This window comes from Mesorhizobium sp. M0833 (assembly GCF_040319905.1).
Lineage (GTDB): Bacteria > Pseudomonadota > Alphaproteobacteria > Rhizobiales > Rhizobiaceae > Mesorhizobium.
In genome coordinates, this window is the sequence record NZ_JAMYOQ010000012.1 from 29,715 (window position 1) to 45,584 (window position 15,870).

Sequence of the window (15,870 nt, forward strand, 5' to 3'; positions counted from 1 at the left end):
CCGGGCCGGGCGGCGGAGCGCCTGACAGCGGCCGGCAAGGGCTGTAAGCGGAGCAGCGCACATGACCGAGATAAAACAGAATTCCCCGGCCAGGGACTGGCTGGAAGCGGAACTCGCCGACACGCTCGACGAAGATTATGAGCTGGAAATCTCGGAGCCGGCGCCGTCGATAGAGATCGCCAAGATGCGCATCCGCCATCGATCGACCGCCCGCAGTATTTTCGCGATCTCATCACGCTGCAATCCGAATTGATCAAGCTGCAGTCCTGGGTCGCCTATCACAAGAAGAAGCTCGTCGTGGTCTTCGAGGGCCGCGACTCGGCGGGCAAGGGTGGCGCCCCGTGGTTCATCGTCGAGGGCAACGACAAGAAGCGGGCACGGCTGAACTGCATCGATCATCTCCTCAAGCAGATGCCTTATGAGGAGGTGCCGCACGAAGAGATCACACTGCCGGAGCGCGTCTTCAATCCCGAATACGAGCGCCAGGTACTGCCGCGCGAACTGTATGTGCCGGAGAAGTACTGACTAAAGCGGCGAGGAGGGCGCTGCTCTGTGGCGCCCTGCGACAAGCTAGGTACGCTCGATGATGACGTGCGTGGCTTTCGGCGTCGCGACCTGCTCGCTGCAGCGATAGCCGAGCTTGGGCATGTCGATGCCGGCAAAAAGGCTCTCGCCAGCGCCCAGCAGGACCGGTGAGATCGCCAGATGCATTTCGTCGATGAGCTTTTCCTTGAGATATTGCCGGATCGTAGAAACGCCACCACCCAACCGTACATCCTTGCCATCAGCCACTGCTTTCGCCTTCTGCAGCGCTGAGTGGATGCCGTCGGTCACGAAATAGAAGGTCGTGCCGCCCTCCATGACGATGGGATCACGCGAATGGTGCGTGAGCACGAAGACCGGCACATGGTAGGGCGGGTTGTCACCCCACCAGCCTTTCCAGCTGTCATCCGGCCATTCGCCGCGGATCGGCCCAAACATGTTGCGGCCGAGGATCCATGCGCCGACGTTTTCGAAGCTGCGTGCGGCGAACGCCTCGTCAGTGTCTGTGGTCCCGCCATCCTTGCCGAGGACCATCTTGCGGAAAGTGCGGGTGCCGAACATCCATCCGTGCAGGGCTTCCCCGCCAACACCCAGCGGGTTCTTCATGTCTTGGTCGGGACCTGCGCCGAAGCCGTCGATCGACAGGGTGAAAGCGCTGACGCGAAGTTTGGACATGAGAGCCTCCTCGATAACCAATTGTGATATGCAAGCAGTTATCGGGTTAGCTTAACTGATTGCATTTTGCAAGCGGTGTTTTTGGATCGCCGGCTAGCGATGAACGGCTGGGCCACAACCGCCAATCTCCCAACGCTGGCGATTGGCCATAACCAACCATCCCGTCGTCATCCTGGGGCGAAGCAAGGAGCGAAGCGACGCGGCGCAGACCCTAGGATCCATGCCGTGACATCGGCCGAAGAACACAGCGGCCCAGAACGACGAACCACGCGAATGGAGATCAAGAAGACCAATCCGGAATGGTTCGAACTTTTTCGGAGAACCGGATGGGTGCGCTCGGTTTTCGATCCGCCGGAGCACTGCCGCCAGGTCACGGCATGGATCCTGGGGTCTCCGCGACGGAGCTTCGCTCCTGCTCGCCCCAGGATGACGAGGGGGAGGGAGGATTCGGCCAATCCCGAAGGTTTACCACAGGCCCCCATCCCATGCACCAAAGTCCCAAAACGATGCGATCACCTATCCCTTCAGCATCGCCGCTACTTCGGGCGCAAAGTAGGTGAGAATCCCGTCGCAGCCGGCGCGCTTGAAGGCGAGCAGCGATTCCAGCATCGCCTTTTCGCCGTCGATCCAGCCATTGGCGGCGGCGGCCTTGATCATCGAATATTCGCCCGAGACCTGATAGGCGAAGGTTGGCATCTGCAACTCGTCCTTCAGCCGGCGGATGATGTCGAGATAGGGCAGGCCGGGCTTGACCATCAGCATGTCGGCGCCTTCGGCTAGATCCTGCTCGGCCTCGCGCACCGCTTCGTCGGAATTGGCGTGGTCGATGTAATAGGTCTTCTTGTCGCCCTTGAGCAGGCCGGCAGTGCCGACCGCCTCACGATAGGGGCCGTAAAAGGCGGATGCGAACTTGGTCGCATAGGACATGATCGCGACATCCTGAAAACCATTGGCGTCGAGCGCATCGCGGATGGCACCGATCCGACCGTCCATCATGTCCGAGGGGGCAATGATGTCGGCCCCCGCCGCCGCCTGGATGACGGCCGCCGCCGACACCTGCTCCACCGTTTCATCATTGACGATAATGCCCTCGCGCAAGATGCCGTCATGGCCATGCGATGTGAACGGGTCCAGCGCCGCGTCGGTGATGATGCCGATCTCCGGCACCGCCCGCTTGATGGCGCGGGTAGCGCGGTTGATGATGTTTTCGGGATCGAGGATGTGCGAACCAGTCTGATCGCGCAGGCCGAGCTCCACATTGGGGAAAGTGGCGATCGCCGGAATGCCAAGCTTGGCCGCGCGCTCAGCCTCCTTGACGGCGAGGTCGAGCGACAGGCGGAACACGCCGGGCATGGCGGCGATCGGTTCGCGCACTTGTCTGCCGTCGACGACGAAGATCGGCCAGATCAGATCGTCGACCGAGAGCCGGTTCTCCTGGACAAGGCGGCGCGACCAATCGGCCTTGCGCATGCGCCGCAGCCGCCGGCTGCCGGTGATCTCGTCGACGCTGCGCGCGCCGGCAGGCTTTGCAGGTGTGAATTTGTTCATCGCCAAAACTCCGGACCGGGCGGCTTTTACCACGAGCCTTCGCTGCTGACCAATGCGACACGATTGTGCCAGCGGTCCTGTTGGGCGGTTATTCTGGTTGACCATTGCCCGACAGGATCTGCGCAGCACCCCGCATGGCGACGCGGAATGCCTCGTCGAAGCTGACACCGCGCACTTGCCACTTATAAGCCTTGCCGTTCATGGCAAGCCGCCAATCGGCGATCCAGCCCAACTCCTTGTCGCTCCAGACCAGGCTGCCGGCGAGCGCCTGATCGGCACCGGCCTTTCGGGCAAGCTGGTCCAGCGTCGCCATATCGGCATGGCGCAGGGCCTGGTCGTCAAGCTTCGAGGCCGACAGCAGCGACGCTTCGGGAAACACAATCCGCATGACCAGCGGACCGGTGGCATTGACGAAGGATTCGTGCATCGCCGCCCTGCGCTGGTCGTCGGCAGTCAGCGCGAAATGCCTTGTGCCTTGCTCCGCCGCCAGAAAAATCGCCAGGCGTGGCCGCTCGGCAAGCCATGGCTTGCTGCCAAGCGCGGCAAGCACCGGATCGATGACGTCGGGCTTGTACAGGCAGGTGAGATCATGCGGCCGGTCGTGCGTGCCTTGTTCGTCATGGACCGGAATGCCTTCAAGGCGGTCGTGGTAGCGGAATTCGGCAACGAAGCTGCCGGCCTTGTCGCGCAGCGCCGCCATCTCAGGTTTTTTTGCCAGCCGCTGATCACCGGAGACACGGACCAGCACCGCATCCAAACATGTCTTGAAACCGAGCTGGCGATTGACCTCGCCCTGGCCGGTGACGATGGTCTGCGACTGGTAGAGACTATCCACGGTTTCGGCCGATACGGGAGGAGTGTTCACAGCGATCAGGCCGACCACAACAACAGCAAGGCGTGGCAACCAAGGCATGGTCCAACCTTCCAGTTCAAAGCGCCAGCATTAGCACCGGCTGCGGCCACGGGCCAGCAGGCGGGATTGGCGCTGCCATTGACGTGCCTATGCGCCACGCATTAGCACTTCACTCCCGGCGGGCGCGGGAGGGATTCTCTGGCGATGGATTTTGGCGGAGGCGACGAGATTCGCTTCGAAAGGTTGGGCAGGGCCGGCGTCGTCACGCTGACGCGGCCGCAGGCGCTCAATGCCGTAACCCACCGCATGGTCAAGGCGCTGGACAAGGCGCTGCGCAGCTGGGAACGCGACGATGGTGTCGACGTCGTCGTCGTCAAGGCCGAGGGAAGGGCATTTTCGGCGGGCGGCGACATCCTCCACATCTACGAAGCCGGCCGGGCTGGAAAACCGCCGGTCGAGTTCTTTGCCGACGAGTACCGGCTGAACGCCCGCATCGCCCGTTTCAACAAACCCTATGTCGCGCTGATCGACGGCATCGTCATGGGCGGCGGCGTCGGCATCTCCTTCCATGGCTCGCAGCGGGTGCTGACCGAGAACGCGCAATTTGCCATGCCAGAGGTCGGCATCGGCTTTTTCCCGGATGTCGGCGCCAGCCATCTGTTGCCGGATCTCGGCGGCAGCTTCGGCATGTATCTGGCGCTGACCGGCAACCGCATCCGCTATGGCGATGCTTTGTGGTCGGGCCTCGCCACCCATACGATCAAGGCGGAGGACCAGGCCGGCTTTCTCGACCGGCTGGCGGCAAGCGGCGACCCGGAATCGGTGCTGCGCGGCTGCTTCGTCCCGGCCAAACGCGAGACAGACAGGCCGACGCTGGAAGCCATCGCTCGGCATTTCGCGCAGCCGTCACTGGCCGATATGGTCGCCAGCCTGGAGCGGGCAGCCATCGCCGACGAGTTCGCGGCAAAGACGCTGGCCACCATCCGCACACGTTCACCGACCAGCCTGCATGTCGCGTGGCGCCAGATCAGCGCCGGGCAGACGTTGTCGATGAACGAGTGCATGAAAATGGAGTTCCGTATCCTCAACCGTATGCTTGTCGGGCACGACTTCTATGAAGGTATCCGCGCCGCCATCATCGATAAAGGCTCGACGCCGCAATGGCGGCCGGCAGGCATCGATGACGTCAGCGCCGCCGACGTCGATGCCTATTTCGCACCGCTCGGCGAACGGGAACTGAAGCTGTGAGCGAGGCCACCTCGAGACGCGTGGTGCTGCAGCCCTCGACGATCGAGGTCATGTTCGCCTGGTTCCAGCGCGTTATCGCCGGCTATTGTCTGCTGTTCGGCATCTTGTACTGGATCCGGCTGATCGGCGTTTACCCCGGTCAGTTGTGGCGGTTCGATCTGATGCCGGTGCACTGGCAGGTGGCGGCAGTGGTGCTGGCGGTGTTTTTTCCATTCGCTGCCGCCGGCCTGTGGATGCTGGCGTCCTGGGGGCCGGTGATCTGGTTCATCTGCGCGGTGACCGAGTGCGTCATGTATGCTGGCTTCCCCGACTTGTTCGGCCGCCGGCCGCTGATCGTCGCCTCGCACCTTGCGGTGGCGCTGCTCTACATAGTGTTCCGCGTGGTTATCTGGATCCAGAAGCGGCAAGCCCGGCGATAGCAATTCCGGCCAGGATCGTTGGCTAAATCTTTAGGTTAATCATCCTTGCTCGGGTGACCGTCCGTTAAGCCTCTTTCGAAACCCCTTACCGGTAAGCTCTTGTTAGCCTTGGCGTTTAAGTCGAATTTTATGAGTATTCGATAGTGTCGCGATCAAGGTGAAGAACAAAAAATCACCGGGCGACAAACGAGAGGCAAAGACAATGATCAATTCGCGTCCGGCGGCGAAGACCGCCAACGTATCCGATGACCGCCGCGAGGCGATCCGTTCGCTGTACATGGAATCGCTGCAGCTGGTCGAGCGGCTGCATCGCCGTCTGCTTGATGTGATCAAGGACGAATTCGACCGCAACGGTCGCTCCGACATCAACGCCATCCAGGCGCTGCTGCTGTTCAACATCGGCAATTCGGAGCTGACTGCTGGCGAACTGCGCTCGCGCGGCTATTATCTCGGCTCGAATGTCTCCTACAATCTAAAGAAGCTGGTCGATCTCGGCTTCATCAACCACCAGCGCTCGCGCATCGACCGCCGTTCGGTCCGTGTCTCGCTGACGCCGAAGGGCAACGAGGTGGCGGAAGTCGTCGCCGGCCTTTACGAACGCCATGTCGGCTCGATCGAGCAGGTCGGCGGCATCAACACGGAAGAGTTCAAGCAGATGAACCGCGCCCTGCAGCGGCTGGATCGGTTCTGGAACGATACCATCGCCTATCGGATGTAATCGCACCCGCCGCAGCAAGATCTGAAGCTGGACCACGGAAGTGCTGCCGCGGAGCAGACCAAAGACCGGTGCCGAAAAGCACCGGTCTTGCCGTTTCGTCAGGCCGGCCGATCCAAATTCGAGCAACAGCCACGTTGCCGCCATATTCGAATGGAACCGAAGATGCGGGTGATGCTGGGCCAAAGCCGTGCATTTGTCCTGTGCTCAAGTCACTTCCATGTGTTTTTACACCCATGTGTTTTTACACCGAAGTGATGCGGGCCATGGTTGGCTAATTGTTAAGAAGCCAACTCTAGAGTGCGGGCGAGACCGCCCGGTGGGTTGAATTGTAGCAAGAATGTCTGGACCATCCATGAGAACCAGCCGCCGTTTCTTCCTTTCAGGAGCCTCCGCGCTCGCAGCCGCAATGGTCGCCGGCCGCGCCAGTGCACAGGATGTGATCGGGGATATCCTGAAATCCTCGGCGCGTGGCAATTGGGACGACCAATTCGATGCGCGTGCCAGCGAAGGCGGCAAGGTTGCCTCGACGCTGCCGATCTTCAGCCTGCAGACGGTATCCTTCACCGAGCAGGCGATCATGCAGTATCAGAATATCGTCGCGCAAGGCGGCTGGGAGCAGGTTCCAGACACCAAGAAGCTGCAGCTTGGCGTCGAGGATCCCGATGTGGTGCCGCTGCGCAGGCGCTTGATGATATCGGGCGATCTGGCGCAGAGCGCCGGGCTCTCGGAAGCGTTCGATTCTTATGTCGACTCGGCGCTCAAGCGCTTCCAGTTGCGTCACGGCTTGCCGGCCGACGGAACCACCGGCAAATATACTTTCGCGGCAATGAACGTGTCGGCGCCGGTTCGGCTTGGTCAGCTGCAGACCAATCTGCAACGGCTGCGTGAGCGGGCCGGCACGCTTGGCAACCGCTATGTGCTGGTTGACATCCCGGCGGCGCAGATCGAGGCTGTCGAGAACGACCGCGTTGTGCTGCGCCACACCGCAATCGTCGGCAAGATCGATCGCCAGACGCCGATCGTCAATTCCAAGATCAACGAAATCATCGTCAATCCGTACTGGAACGCGCCGGTCTCGATCGTGCGCAAGGACATCATTCCGCTGATGCGGAAGGACCCCAACTATCTCAAGGATAGCCATATCCGCCTGTTCGCGCCGGACGGCAGCGAGGTCGACCCAATGACGGTCGACTGGTCGACCGACGATGCCGAAAAATATCGCTTCCGCCAGGATCCCGGTTCCGGCAACGCGATGGCCTCGGTCAAGATCAATTTCCCCAGCCCGGACGGCGTCTACATGCACGACACGCCGCAGCAGAGCCTGTTCGGCAAGCTGATGCGCTTCGATTCCTCTGGCTGCGTGCGCGTTCAGAACGTGCGCGACCTCGTCACCTGGATTCTGCGCGACACACCGGGCTGGGATCGCCAGCATTTCGAGGCGGCGATCAAGACCGGGGAGAACACGCCGGTGCAAGTCACCAACCCGGTGCCGGTCTATTTTCTCTACGTCTCGGCCTGGTCGACAGGGCCGGGCGTGGTGCAGTTCCGTGACGACATTTACGGCCTCGACGGAGCCAACGAGCTGCAGATCACATCCGCGCTCTAAACAGCTGAGTTCATTTGCAAAAGGCCGCCGGAAGGGCGGCCTTTTTCGTTGCCGGGTCTTTCGCGACAAGCTTCGCTGGGCCGATCGCCGGATGGGGCTGCGCTTCCTGTGGATCTGGGTCGGCGACATCGCGACGCGCGTCTCGGCGCGATTACACAAGCGCAAGGCCGAGCCGTTCGGACTGCGCGTCCGGATCGCCGGCTCTGTTGCCGGCGTGCGGCGCCATCACGCCGGCCAGATCAACGACCATACGATGCAGGCGCTGTTCACCGAGATCACGCTCACCGAAGCCCACCGGCCCTTCAGCAGGGCAAGGAAATAGAGGCCGCCGGTCTCTCTGGCGCAATCCGGCCAGCAAATTTCGCGCAGCAAACGTGGCGGGCCGAAAGCAACTGTGTTAATGGCGCGACAGACCCGGAACCTTGAGGATTTCAGCCCATGGCAACAGCAGCGGCAGTGTCGAACAAATTCGAATCCTTCTTCGAAACCACGCTTGCCGATGCCGACCCCGAGATTTTCGGCGCCATCCGCAACGAACTCGGCCGCCAGCGCCACGAGATCGAGCTGATTGCCTCGGAAAATATCGTCTCGCGTGCCGTGCTCGAGGCACAGGGGTCGATCATGACCAACAAATATGCCGAGGGCTATCCGGGCAAGCGCTACTATGGCGGCTGCCAGTTTGTCGATGTCGCCGAGGAACTGGCCATCGAACGTGCGAAAAAGCTGTTCGGCTGCAACTTCGCCAACGTCCAGCCGAATTCCGGCAGCCAGATGAACCAGGCGGTGTTCCTGGCGCTGCTGCAGCCTGGCGACACCTTCATGGGTCTCGACCTCAATTCCGGCGGGCACCTGACGCATGGCTCGCCGGTCAATATGAGCGGCAAATGGTTCAAGGTCGTCTCCTATGGCGTGCGCCGGGACGATCATCTGCTCGACATGGACGCGATCGAGAAGACTGCCCATGAGACCAGGCCGAAATTGATCCTGGCCGGCGGCACCGCCTATTCACGTGTCTGGGACTGGAAGCGTTTTCGCGAGATCGCCGATTCGATCGGCGCCTATCTGATGGTCGATATGGCTCATATCGCCGGACTGGTCGCCGGTGGCATGCATCCGTCGCCGCTGCCGCATGCCCATGTGGTCACCACCACGACGCACAAGTCGCTGCGCGGCCCGCGCGGCGGCATGATCCTGTGCAATGACGAGGACATTGCCAAGAAGATGAATTCGGCCGTCTTCCCCGGCCTGCAGGGCGGACCGCTGATGCATGTCATCGCCGCCAAGGCGGTGGCCCTGGGAGAGGCGCTGAAGCCAAGCTTCAAGGTCTATGCGGAGAGCGTCGTTGCCAATGCCAAGGCACTGGCCTCCAGCCTGCAGGAAACCGGTCTCGACATCGTCTCCGGCGGCACTGACAACCATCTGATGTTGGTCGACCTGCGCCCCAAGAACGCCACCGGCAAGCGCGCCGAGGCTGCCCTTGGCCGCGCCAACATCACCTGCAACAAGAACGGCATCCCCTTCGACCCGGAAAAGCCTTTCGTCACCTCGGGCGTTCGGCTTGGCACGCCGGCTGGCACCACGCGCGGCTTCGGCCAGGCTGAGTTCCGCGAGATCGGCAAGCTGATCGCCGAGGTGCTGGATGGACTGAAAGTCGCCAATTCCGACGATGGCAATGCGGCCGTCGAGGCAGTTGTGAAGACCAAGGTGGCGGCATTGACGGATCGTTTTCCGCTTTACCCGTATCTTGGTTGACCGACGCCGAGTGTCCTCCATGTGCGCGACAATCCCGGTGCGACAGCAAGGCACTTGCGGAGATGCTCAATGATGCAAACTTTCCGTTTCGCCGGCTTTGGCGCCTTGCTGGCATCGGTCATTTTGCAGCTGTCCGACCTCGCCTTGGCGCAGACCGAGCCGACGCCGGCAGCGCCAAGGACAGAGACCTTCGGCAGGTGGTCCACCACGATGGACGAGGTCAACACCGGTGAGGATGTGCGCAAGACCTGCGCCGCCTCGACCGTCTTTTTCGACGCTAACGGGACCAGCGGTACCCTTACGCTGGCCATCTCGAATGGCGACGTACTGCCACCGGGAGGCTATCCGAGCCTCATCATCGCCGTGAGAAACAGTGACTTGCCCAAAGGTGACAACGTCCCGGCGGTGTTTCGCGACGTTAACGACAAGATCAAGGCTGGTTTTCATCTTATCGCCGACGGACAGTGGATGATGGACAACAAACCCGAGACCACGCTTGCCATACTGCGTGCCATGCGCCGTACGAGCGCCCTTGATGTCAGCTTCGCCGACAAGCCGGTCGCGACCATATCGATGGACGGCTTCACCAAGGCCTATCGCTATCTCGGCACGTCCTGCGGCTTCCCGACCGGCGACGTCGCTCCCTGATTGGCGTATTGCCGTTCAACTGATTGCCACTCTCGCAATTTTCCTCGTGCCTCGCTATCTCTGAGGCGCGATCGGTCATCGGCCATACTTTGCCATCGTGGCAAAAACCTCTAAGCCTTTCGCTCCACGAGAATCGCGAACCGAAGGCCCTCCATGCGCTGTCCCTACTGTCAGTCCGAAGATACGCAGGTGAAGGATTCACGCCCCGCCGAAGACGGCGCGGCGATCCGCAGGCGGCGCGTCTGCCCCGATTGCGGCGGCCGTTTTACCACGTTCGAGCGGGTACAGCTGCGCGACCTTGTCGTAGTGAAGAAGTCTGGACGCAAGGTGCCGTTCGACCGCGACAAGCTGCTGCGCTCGGTCGAGATCGCGGTACGCAAGCGCAATGTCGATCCCGAGCGCATCGACCGGGCCGTGACCGGCATCGTGCGCCAGCTTGAAAGCTCGGGCGAGACCGAAGTGGCTTCTGGCGAAGTCGGCCGGCTGGTCATGGAGGCGCTTAAGTCGCTCGATGATGTCGCCTATGTGCGCTTTGCCTCCGTCTACCGCAATTTCCGCGAGGCCAAGGATTTCCACGACGTATTGGGCGAACTCAAAGGCGACGAGCTCAAAACCGACGAGCCCAGGGGCGAAGAGCTGAAGAGCGAAGAGGATGCCAGTTGAGCATGGCAGGGTCCGAACGCAGCACGGCTGAGCAAGAGCTCCTCGATCGCCGCTATATGGCGGCAGCCCTCAGGCTGTCGCGCAAGAATGCCGGCCGGACCTCGACCAATCCTTCCGTCGGCACGCTGATCGTGCGTGATGACGGCAACGGGCCGATGATCGTCGGCAGCGGCGTCACCGCCGTCGGCGGCCGGCCGCATGCCGAGACCGAGGCTTTGGCAGAGGCCGGCGAACTGGCGCGCGGCGCCACCGCCTATGTAACGCTGGAGCCCTGCGCCCATCACGGCCGCACGCCGCCTTGCGCCAATGCGCTGGTCAGTGCCGGCGTGGCGCGTGTGGTCGGCGCTGCCAGCGATCCAGACCCGCGTGTTTCCGGCAAGGGCTACGCAATCTTGCGTGCCGCTGGGGTCGAGGTGGTGGAAAAAGTGCTGGCGGCCGACGCCGCGGAGCAGATGGCCGGCTATTTGATTCGATCTCTCAAAAAACGCCCGGAAGTGATTCTGAAGCTTGCGCTTTCAAGCGACAACAAGATCGGCATGAGAGGCGAGGGACAAGTCTCCATCACCGGCGATATCGCCCGGCGCGAAGTCTATCTGATGCGGGCCGAAGCCGATGGCATATTGATCGGCATCGGCACGGCACTGGAGGACGATCCGGCGCTGACGGTTAGGCTTCCGGGACTGGAGAGCCGTTCGCCGGCGCGCATCGTGCTCGACCGTCAGATCAGGCTAGCCGAGACTTCGAAACTGGTCGCCGGCGTCGACCGCGTGCCGCTCTATATCGCTGCCTGCGCCGAGGCCGATCCGCACCGGCGCGCCGCGCTCGAACGCGTCGGCGTTCGCTTCATCGGCACTGAGACGTATGAAGGCGATATTGCGCTGCCGGAACTGCTCGAGGATCTGGCGGCGCTCGGTATGGCCAGCCTCCTGGTCGAGGGCGGCGCCAGGGTGGCCAAGGCGTTCCTCGATGAAAAACTGGTTGATCGTATCGTGCTGTTCCAGGGGCCGGACGCGATCGGCGAGGGCGGCATTGTATCGCCAATCGATGCCAACAATATCCCGCCGGGATTTCGCAAATTGCGCAGCATGCGTTTCGGCGAAGACACATATGCGGAATGGATAAGAGACATCTAGGACCGAACTGATGTTCACGGGGCCAAACTAATGTTCACTGGAATCATCACCGATGTCGGCACCGTCGCTGCCGTGAAGCCGCTCAGGGAAGGCGTCGGTTTGCGTATCGACACCGCCTACGATCCGCAGACCATTGCCATCGGCGCCTCGATTTCCTGTGGCGGCGTCTGCCTGACGGTAACGGGATTGCCGGAAGACGGCGCCAACGCACGGTGGTTCGAGGTCGAGGCCTGGGAAGAAGCACTCAGGCTGACGACCGCTATGGCCTGGAAATCCGGTACGAGGATCAATCTGGAGCGGGCGCTGAAGATCGGCGACGAACTCGGTGGCCACATTGTATCAGGCCATGTCGACGGCACGGCCGAAATCGTGGCCCGCAAGGAAGAGGGTGACGCCGTGCGCTTTACCCTGGAAGCACCGCGCGAGCTTGCCAAATTCATCGCCCCCAAGGGTTCCGTCGCACTCGACGGCACTTCGCTCACCGTCAACAAGGTCGAAGGCACCCGCTTCGACGTGCTGTTGATCCATCATTCGCTGACCGTCACCACCTGGGGCGAACGCCAGGTCGGCGACTGGGTCAATCTCGAGATCGACACCATGGCCCGCTACGCCGCGCGGCTGATGGAGGCGGCGAAGGAGGGGCTTTGAGGCGCTCGTCCATAAAGCCCATTCCCTGATGCGATCGCCGCCAGGTTGGCCTTGAAAGTTCCTTCGGCAATCTTCCGCTTGCGATCAAACCGGCTTCGGCCTAAGTCACCGGCGATCCCCGGAGACATCTATGGCAGGCACATCCCAACACGGCAAAGCGTTCATCCGTCCGAAGAAGAAGGCGCACCTTCTTGTCATCGAGGCGCGCTTTCACGACGGCCTTGCCGACGCGCTGCTCGAAGGCGCGACCAGCGCGCTCGACGAAGCGGGCGCGACATACGATGTCGTCACCGTTCCTGGCTCGCTCGAAATCCCCGCCGTGATTTCCTTCGCGCTCGACGGTGCCTCCGAAGGCGGGACGAACTATGACGGTTTCGTCGCCCTCGGCACAGTCATCCGCGGCGACACCTATCATTTCGAGATCGTCGCCAATGAATCCAGCCGTGCCCTGATGGACCTGTCCGTGCAGGATTCGGTCTGTATCGGCAACGGTATCCTGACCACCGAAAACGACGAACAGGCGTGGACACGGGCCATGCGTTCGGAAGGCGACAAGGGCGGCTTTGCGGCGCGTGCGGCGCTGACCATGATCGCTCTAAAGGAACAGCTGGGAGAGCGAACGTGAGCGAACCCGCTTCGCCCGGCCAGCCTGCGGTTCGCCATGCCAACAAGCGCGGTGCAGCCCGTCTGGCCGCTGTACAGGCGCTCTACCAGATGGACGTCGCCGGCAGCGGCGTGTTTGAGATCACCGCCGAATACGAGGCGTTCAGGCTCGGCAAGGAAGTCGACGGCGCGCTCTATCGCGAAGCCGATGCGCAATGGTTTCGCGCCATTCTTGCAGGCGTCGTCGAGCACCAGAAGACCATCGATCCGATCATCCGACAGGCACTGACCCAGGACTGGCCTCTGTCGAGGCTCGATTCCACATTGCGCGCCATATTGCGCGCCGGCGTCTACGAGCTGATGCAGCGCGAGGACGTGCCGGTGGCGGTCATCGTCTCCGAATATGTCGACATCGCCAAGGCATTTTACGAGGAAGACGAGCCGAAACTGGTCAATGCCGTGCTTGATCGCGTGTCGCGCCGGGTGCGTGGCGAGGGCCGCGGCAAGGACGCCTCATGACTGCCGTCGTCGCCGTTGAGGCGGGCAAGGAAGCGCGTCGCACCGCCTTCATCCTCGCAGCCTCGCAGGCGATCATCGGCTCGGCCGCCCCCATCGCCATTTCCATGGGCGGATTGGCCGGGCAGTATCTGCTCGACGCTGACAAGTCGCTGGCAACCGCGCCGATCACCGGCTTCAATGTCGGCGTGGCACTCGGTTCCCTGCCGGCCGCGGCGATCATCCGCCGGCTCGGCCAGCGCGACGGCTTCATGACCGGAACGGCGGTGACAGCGCTTGGCGGCCTGATCGCCACGCTGGCGCTGTTTCATCCCAGCTTCTGGCTGTTCGCTTTCGGCTTGGCCGTGATCGGGATCGGGGGCGCCTTCGTCCAGCAATTCCGCTTTGCCGCCGCCGACAATGCCCCGCCTGAATTCAAGGCGCGTGCCATCTCCTTCGTGCTGGCCGGCGGCATCGTCACCGCCATACTCGGGCCGCAGATCGTCATCTTCACCGGCGATCTGTTCTCGCCGGTGAAGTTTGCCGGCTCGTTTGCGTCCATCCTGGTGCTGGCGGCGGTCGGCGCCGCCATTCTCTCTTTGTTGCGTATCCCAGCCAAGGCAACCAAGAAGGTGGAAATTTCCGACAGCGACGCCAGGCCGCTCTCAGAAATCGTCACCAGGCCACGCTTCGTCGCGGCGTTGTTTTGCGCCATCGGCAGCTACGCACTGATGAGCTTCGTGATGACCGGCGCGCCGCTGGCCATGGTCGGCTGCGGCCTTTCGACCGACGACGCCACGCTCGGCATTTCCTGGCACGTCATGGCGATGTTCGCGCCGAGCTTCTTCACGGGGTCGCTGATCCATCGTTTTGGCGCGGAACGGATCGTGGCTATCGGCCTGGTACTGCTCATTGGCTGCGGCATAGTCGCGCTGTCGGGGTTGGCACTGTGGCAGTTCTGGACGACGCTGATCCTGCTCGGCCTTGGCTGGAACTTCAGCTTCATCGGTGCCACTGCCATGGTGGCCGACAGCTACCAGCCATCCGAAAAAGGCAAGGTCCAGGGGTTCCACGATTTCGTCCTGTTCGGCTCCGTCGCCTTCGCCTCGCTGATGTCGGGCGCGGTCTACAATGCCTGGGGCTGGGAGATGCTGAACTGGATGATTTTCCCGGTCGTCGCGCTGTGCTTCGTGGCACTGGGCGTGTTGAAGATGACGGGCTTGCGGGCGGCCAACTGACGTCACGCTGTCGGGACGTCGCGGCAGCGGATTCACTCACATCCGAACAAAATTATTGCGCCCATCCCCCCTCTTATGAAACCGTGTACCCCGACGGGGCATCGAAGCCATGCTCATATGCGGCAGCCGTATTCCGGTTCACAGCAAGGGATTTGTGAGATGTTTTCAATCAAGGTTCTGGCCGGCGCTGTACTAGCGCTCGGAATTACGTTTGCCTCGGCGAGTGCCCAGGTGGTGGTGTCGTCGAAGATCGACACCGAGGGCGGCGTGCTCGGCAATATCATCCAACTGGTGCTGAACGCCAATAATATCCAGACCACCGACCGTATCCAGCTCGGCGGCACGCCCGTGGTGCGCAAGGCGATTACAGCCGGCGAGATCGACATCTATCCGGAATACACCGGCAACGCCGCCTTCTTCTTCGAGAAGGCCGACGATCCGGTGTGGAAAGACGCCGCCAAGGCCTACGAGACTGCCAAGAAGCTCGACTACGACGCCAACAAGATCGTCTGGCTGTCACCGTCACCGGCCAACAACACCTGGGCGATCGCCCTGCGCAAGGAGGTCGCCGATACCAATAAGCTCGTCACCCTTTCCGACTTCGGCAAATATGTCTCGGGCGGCGGCAAGGTGGTGCTGGCGGCCTCCGCCGAGTTCGTCAATTCGGCGGCCGCGCTGCCCGCTTTCCAGAAGACCTATGGCTTCACGCTGAAGCCGGACCAGTTGATCACGCTGTCGGGCGGCGATACGGCGGCGACCATTGCCGCTGCGGCCAACCAGACCAACGGCGCCAACGCCGCCATGGTCTACGGCACCGACGGCGGCATCGCGCCCTCCGGCCTCGTCGTGCTTGAAGACGACAAGGGTGTGCAGCCGGTCTACCAGCCAGCGCCGATCATCCGCGAGGCGGTGCTGAAGGAGCATCCCGAAATCGAGACGCTGCTGAAGCCGGTCTTCGCCAAGCTCGATCTCGTCACGCTGCAGGAGTTGAATGGCCGCGTGCAGGTTGGCGGCGAGCCAGTCAAGGGCGTCGCTGAGGACTTTTTGAAAAAGAACGGCTTCCTGAAGTAAGGCGATTTC

17 protein-coding genes and 1 pseudogene are annotated in these 15,870 nt (G+C 62.1%); 15 read left to right on the forward strand and 3 right to left on the reverse strand.

Annotated elements, in window-relative coordinates:
* Positions 1-61 precede the first annotated feature (61 nt).
* Positions 62-525 (forward strand): annotated as a pseudogene (locus NKH98_RS15600) (hypothetical protein).
* Positions 526-570: 45 nt separating this feature from the next.
* On the opposite strand, the gene NKH98_RS15605 reads toward NKH98_RS15600, so the two are convergent.
* The 3 genes from NKH98_RS15605 to NKH98_RS15615 all read right to left on the reverse strand — a co-directional run bounded on the left by NKH98_RS15605 (position 571) and on the right by NKH98_RS15615 (position 3,679).
* Positions 571-1,218 (reverse strand): dihydrofolate reductase family protein, encoded by a 648-nt coding sequence (locus tag NKH98_RS15605; protein WP_352899634.1) that lies wholly within the window; start codon positions 1,216-1,218, stop codon positions 571-573.
* A 516-nt stretch (positions 1,219-1,734) separates the two neighbouring features.
* On the reverse strand, positions 1,735-2,766 hold the full coding sequence (gene hemB, locus NKH98_RS15610) for a porphobilinogen synthase (protein ID WP_254817543.1): 1,032 nt from the start codon (positions 2,764-2,766) through the stop codon (positions 1,735-1,737).
* A gap of 88 nt (positions 2,767-2,854) precedes the next feature.
* The gene (locus tag NKH98_RS15615) at positions 2,855-3,679 is read right to left on the reverse strand and encodes a DUF8605 domain-containing protein (protein WP_352899638.1); all 825 of its coding nucleotides are present in this window, start codon (positions 3,677-3,679) and stop codon (positions 2,855-2,857) included.
* Between the two features lie 144 nt (positions 3,680-3,823).
* Here NKH98_RS15615 and NKH98_RS15620 point away from each other — a divergent pair, with 144 nt between their 5' ends.
* The 14 genes from NKH98_RS15620 (at position 3,824) to osmF (ending at position 15,861) form a co-directional block, all read left to right on the forward strand.
* Positions 3,824-4,867, forward strand: a complete 1,044-nt coding sequence (locus tag NKH98_RS15620) for an enoyl-CoA hydratase/isomerase family protein (protein WP_352899641.1) — start codon at positions 3,824-3,826, stop codon at positions 4,865-4,867.
* A complete protein-coding gene (locus NKH98_RS15625) occupies positions 4,864-5,286 on the forward strand; it encodes a DUF6163 family protein (protein ID WP_352899643.1) in 423 nt (140 codons plus the stop codon). Before NKH98_RS15620 ends, NKH98_RS15625 begins: the two co-directional genes overlap by 4 nt.
* Before the next feature lie 202 nt (positions 5,287-5,488).
* On the forward strand, positions 5,489-6,004 hold the full coding sequence (ldtR, locus tag NKH98_RS15630; RefSeq protein ID WP_023674486.1) for a transcriptional regulator LdtR: 516 nt from the start codon (positions 5,489-5,491) through the stop codon (positions 6,002-6,004).
* Between the two features lie 352 nt (positions 6,005-6,356).
* Positions 6,357-7,610 carry a L,D-transpeptidase family protein gene (locus tag NKH98_RS15635; RefSeq protein ID WP_352689388.1) on the forward strand — a complete coding sequence of 418 codons (1,254 nt, stop codon included), beginning with the start codon at positions 6,357-6,359 and terminating at the stop codon, positions 7,608-7,610.
* A gap of 91 nt (positions 7,611-7,701) precedes the next feature.
* Positions 7,702-7,932 carry a hypothetical protein gene (locus NKH98_RS15640; protein ID WP_352899646.1) on the forward strand — a complete coding sequence of 77 codons (231 nt, stop codon included), beginning with the start codon at positions 7,702-7,704 and terminating at the stop codon, positions 7,930-7,932.
* A gap of 116 nt (positions 7,933-8,048) precedes the next feature.
* Entirely contained in the window at positions 8,049-9,362 is a 1,314-nt protein-coding gene (glyA, locus tag NKH98_RS15645; RefSeq protein ID WP_254817549.1) for a serine hydroxymethyltransferase, read from the forward strand.
* Between the two features lie 69 nt (positions 9,363-9,431).
* A complete protein-coding gene (locus NKH98_RS15650) occupies positions 9,432-10,010 on the forward strand; it encodes a hypothetical protein (RefSeq protein WP_352899649.1) in 579 nt (192 codons plus the stop codon).
* Between the two features lie 153 nt (positions 10,011-10,163).
* Positions 10,164-10,673, forward strand: a complete 510-nt coding sequence (gene nrdR / locus NKH98_RS15655; protein ID WP_023674492.1) for a transcriptional regulator NrdR — start codon at positions 10,164-10,166, stop codon at positions 10,671-10,673.
* Positions 10,674-10,675: 2 nt separating this feature from the next.
* A complete protein-coding gene (gene ribD / locus NKH98_RS15660) occupies positions 10,676-11,806 on the forward strand; it encodes a bifunctional diaminohydroxyphosphoribosylaminopyrimidine deaminase/5-amino-6-(5-phosphoribosylamino)uracil reductase RibD (protein ID WP_352899652.1) in 1,131 nt (376 codons plus the stop codon).
* Between the two features lie 30 nt (positions 11,807-11,836).
* Positions 11,837-12,454, forward strand: a complete 618-nt coding sequence (locus tag NKH98_RS15665) for a riboflavin synthase (protein WP_352899655.1) — start codon at positions 11,837-11,839, stop codon at positions 12,452-12,454.
* A 130-nt stretch (positions 12,455-12,584) separates the two neighbouring features.
* Positions 12,585-13,079 (forward strand): 6,7-dimethyl-8-ribityllumazine synthase, encoded by a 495-nt coding sequence (gene ribH, locus NKH98_RS15670; RefSeq protein ID WP_352899658.1) that lies wholly within the window; start codon positions 12,585-12,587, stop codon positions 13,077-13,079.
* Positions 13,076-13,576, forward strand: coding sequence for a transcription antitermination factor NusB (gene nusB / locus NKH98_RS15675; RefSeq protein ID WP_352899661.1), 501 nt, complete (start codon positions 13,076-13,078; stop codon positions 13,574-13,576). Before ribH ends, nusB begins: the two co-directional genes overlap by 4 nt.
* Positions 13,573-14,790: an MFS transporter gene (locus NKH98_RS15680; RefSeq protein WP_352899664.1), complete on the forward strand. Its 1,218-nt coding sequence runs from the start codon at positions 13,573-13,575 to the stop codon at positions 14,788-14,790. The genes nusB and NKH98_RS15680 overlap by 4 nt, the downstream gene beginning before the upstream one ends.
* A gap of 159 nt (positions 14,791-14,949) precedes the next feature.
* On the forward strand, positions 14,950-15,861 hold the full coding sequence (gene osmF, locus NKH98_RS15685; protein ID WP_352477167.1) for a glycine betaine ABC transporter substrate-binding protein OsmF: 912 nt from the start codon (positions 14,950-14,952) through the stop codon (positions 15,859-15,861).
* Positions 15,862-15,870: the final 9 nt, after the last annotated feature.

Excerpts from the sequence above, each read along its gene's own strand:
- NKH98_RS15605 (WP_352899634.1), bottom strand. The coding sequence starts at position 1,218 with ATGTCCAAACTTCGCGTCAGCGCTTTCACCCTGTCGATCGACGGCTTC.
- hemB (WP_254817543.1), bottom strand. The coding sequence starts at position 2,766 with ATGAACAAATTCACACCTGCAAAGCCTGCCGGCGCGCGCAGCGTCGAC.
- NKH98_RS15615 (WP_352899638.1), bottom strand. The coding sequence starts at position 3,679 with ATGCCTTGGTTGCCACGCCTTGCTGTTGTTGTGGTCGGCCTGATCGCT.
- ribH (WP_352899658.1), top strand. The coding sequence starts at position 12,585 with ATGGCAGGCACATCCCAACACGGCAAAGCGTTCATCCGTCCGAAGAAG.
- ldtR (WP_023674486.1), top strand. The coding sequence starts at position 5,489 with ATGATCAATTCGCGTCCGGCGGCGAAGACCGCCAACGTATCCGATGAC.
- osmF (WP_352477167.1), top strand. The coding sequence starts at position 14,950 with ATGTTTTCAATCAAGGTTCTGGCCGGCGCTGTACTAGCGCTCGGAATT.
- ribD (WP_352899652.1), top strand. The coding sequence starts at position 10,676 with ATGGCAGGGTCCGAACGCAGCACGGCTGAGCAAGAGCTCCTCGATCGC.
- nrdR (WP_023674492.1), top strand. The coding sequence starts at position 10,164 with ATGCGCTGTCCCTACTGTCAGTCCGAAGATACGCAGGTGAAGGATTCA.
- glyA (WP_254817549.1), top strand. The coding sequence starts at position 8,049 with ATGGCAACAGCAGCGGCAGTGTCGAACAAATTCGAATCCTTCTTCGAA.
- NKH98_RS15635 (WP_352689388.1), top strand. The coding sequence starts at position 6,357 with ATGAGAACCAGCCGCCGTTTCTTCCTTTCAGGAGCCTCCGCGCTCGCA.
- NKH98_RS15640 (WP_352899646.1), top strand. The coding sequence starts at position 7,702 with ATGGGGCTGCGCTTCCTGTGGATCTGGGTCGGCGACATCGCGACGCGC.
- NKH98_RS15650 (WP_352899649.1), top strand. The coding sequence starts at position 9,432 with ATGATGCAAACTTTCCGTTTCGCCGGCTTTGGCGCCTTGCTGGCATCG.
- NKH98_RS15620 (WP_352899641.1), top strand. The coding sequence starts at position 3,824 with ATGGATTTTGGCGGAGGCGACGAGATTCGCTTCGAAAGGTTGGGCAGG.
- NKH98_RS15680 (WP_352899664.1), top strand. The coding sequence starts at position 13,573 with ATGACTGCCGTCGTCGCCGTTGAGGCGGGCAAGGAAGCGCGTCGCACC.
- NKH98_RS15665 (WP_352899655.1), top strand. The coding sequence starts at position 11,837 with ATGTTCACTGGAATCATCACCGATGTCGGCACCGTCGCTGCCGTGAAG.